The 2,986-nt window shown below is 43.0% G+C and carries 2 protein-coding genes; both read left to right on the top strand.

What is annotated here, in order from left to right; all coding sequences use genetic code 11:
• The coding region (locus A3756_RS14995) for an efflux RND transporter permease subunit (protein ID WP_231875550.1) at positions 1-1,730 on the top strand (1,730 nt) is incomplete at its 5' end.
• Entirely contained in the window at positions 1,727-2,830 is a 1,104-nt protein-coding gene (locus A3756_RS14990) for a hypothetical protein (protein ID WP_068510715.1), read from the top strand. The genes A3756_RS14995 and A3756_RS14990, both read left to right, overlap by 4 nt.
• Positions 2,831-2,986: the final 156 nt, after the last annotated feature.

The following is a 2,986-nucleotide window of genomic DNA, read 5'->3' as shown; positions in this document are numbered from 1 at the left end:
TTAGTTTTAGCTTAATGTTTATCATCTTTATGGTCTTACTATCGACTGGTTGGATGAGAGTGGCGTTGGGCGTCGCGATTGATGCAGAGGTTGTTAATGCCTCAGTTGCTTTTCCGGAGGGCGCTTCACGCAAAAAAACTGAAGCTGCAGTGAATAAAATGTTGAAGGCAGCGGAAGATTTGCGTATTGAGCTAAACGAGTCTTCTTCGCCCAGTATTAGTGAACCTGTAATCTTGCACGTTTATTCGGTTATCGGCCCAACGCTTAAGATATCGAATCAGGAAAACAAACAAAACCTTGATCATACCGCCCAAGTAACGCTAGAACTGTCTGACTCAAAAACGAGAGAGCGTAGCGGTCAGGAAGTCTTAAACCGTTGGCGCGAGTTGATTGGCCGTATTGATGGAGCAAGCAAGCTTAGTTTTAGTTCTAGCCTAAGCCCCTCAAAGCCTGATATCAATATTGAGCTTTCCGGTTATGATCGCTTACAGCTTGAAACTGCTGCGAAACAGTTAAAGGATAAACTGAGTCATTACAGCGGAACTTATGACTTGGCAGACTCCCTTAATGAAAAGAAAAAACAGGCGCAGATCACCTTAAAGGATAACGCTATTTCACTTGGACTAACGCTTGAGCAGGTTATCAGGCAAGTCAATAGGGCGTATCAGGGTGAAGTGGTGCAAACGATCCAAACGCAAGATGATGAAGTCGATGTCTGGCTAGGCTTGCCTGAAGAAGAACGAGCTTCGATGTGGTACCTGGAGCACCTGCCAATTTTGATAGCAGATGGCAGCTATATAGACTTGTCAATAATTGCTGATATTCACTTCCGACAGGCACCGAATAATATTCGCCGCTATGAGCGCAAGCGAGTGGTGACCGTGAGCGCATACGTCAATACAGAACATAACTCGGTTTACAATATTCAAAAGGACCTTAAAGAACACTACCTCGACACGCTAGTCGCGCAATATCCAGATATGAAGTGGGGAACCGCAGGTAAACAAAAAAGTATTGTGGCGTTTTTAGATATTCTGTTTAACGGTTATCTAATCGCTATCTTCGTAATGTATTTGATGATGGCGGTTTTATTCTCGTCTTACAGTCAGCCCTTATTGGTTTTGTTTGCAATCCCTTTTGGAATTCTAGGCTCACTTTTCGGTCATATGTTATTAAATCTGGAATTAACGCTTTGGTCATTCATAGGTATGGTGGCGGTCAGCGGTATTGTCGTCAATGACAACCTGGTCTTGATGGACTGTATTAATGAGCTGCGCAAGAAGGGCGTGAATATCTTTAGTGCAGTATGCGAAGCTGGCAAGAAACGCTTCAGGCCAATACTCTTAACGTCAATTACAACGTTTGCAGGCTTAACACCTTTGATCCTGGAAACCAGCATTCAGGCTAAGTTTTTAATACCCATGGCCGTATCGCTGGCCTTTGGGGTTATTTTTGCAACACTGATCAGCTTGCTTTTAGTGCCCGCAAGCTACCTATTACTGGATCAATATATCAAGAGCCTAAGCACCGCTAGCAAACAGGTAACGAATAATGCGCTCGACTCCGAGAGCGTTGAAGACGCCTATCAACGCGGTTTTGAGCAGGGCAGTCGAGCGAAGAAGAAATCACAGAGCCCATATAATGATGAGGTATTAACTTCAAGCTGGGAAGCAGGTTGGCTTGATGCGAAAAATACCCTTAACGTTCTCAAGACGGATCAGGCATCATGAGTATATTTCAACGTCACCCGAAAGATCATGTTGCCTTATGGTTTGAACAAAGGCGCAAGCTAGGCGTAAGTGATGACATATATTGGGGGCGATATACGCCTCACACCTCAGAGCAAGAAGAAGCGCTAAAAGTAGATATCTTCCAGCACGCCAATGGTGACGGCATGAGCATAATGAAGCACATGCTGAACGATCTCGGTTTCACCAGTGTGAAGATCCCTAAGTGTAGAGAAACCGGTGAACCTGACACTCAAGAATTGAAAGCGATCAAAGCAAAAGTTCAACCTTACCCTAAAAGGGTCAAATGGCGTTTTTGGAAAGCGGATAATCAAGTAAGCCAAAATTCGGTAGACACTCTATTTTTTGATCGTTATGAAACCGCAGCTATCGAACAACGAGCAAAATCTCTCGATATCCCTTTAACAACCTTTATACTATGGGCGCTAAACCGCTCGGCTGCCAAGCATTTACTTGCAGATTCAAAAAACTGCAATCAAAGCTATTCGTGGTTTTATCCCGTTAATTTAAGGGGGGCAGCTAATTTTGGAACCGACTCAGACTATGCAAATTTCTCCAGTGGATTTTATATCCCTCTCGAAGCGGATATTTCACCTACCCAGTTAAACGACAGAATTCGCGAGCGGCTAAAGTCACGCGAGCATTGGCTGCACTGGCAACAAGCCAAGATAGCTAAATATCTACCTGGCTTTATGATTAGATTTTTATATCGCTACCTCAGCAATAAATCCTTTTACGCTGGCAATTTCTCCGCAATGGGGAACTGGTTAGATGAAGATACCTCTGCCTTACCGAGCAAACAGGCAGAAGCGGTTTCAGCATTACAAAAAGAACGCTGGTTTTGCTGTGCACCAGGAACAAAGAACTATCCGATATCAAGCTGCGTCATGAAGTGGAATGGTCAGCTCGGTTTAACGCTTAAGCTTCATTCTTCGATCGTAAAGGATGACAAGGTTTCGCTTGAAACGCTTTGTGATTGGGGTAATGAGCTTTTTGAAGATAATCTCTTCGACATCAATAGCGCTGTAGGTCGCAATCAAATTGTTTCTTATAAATACACCGACCATTGCCAAGGTATTTAACATTATAATATCCGTATTACCAATGCGGTTTGTAAGACGAAGTCATTAGATTCACTAGTTCACAAAATCTTGAAGCTGGCTAAATTTACGTCAGCTTATTTTACACATCGATCAATCAATACTAGAAAACATCAATAAAAACAAAAAGATAAACTT

The sequence above is a fragment of the Oleiphilus sp. HI0086 genome, from assembly GCF_001635225.1.
The sequence above is the reverse complement of the archived record's forward strand: the minus strand, read 5'-3'. Positions and strand labels throughout refer to the sequence as shown.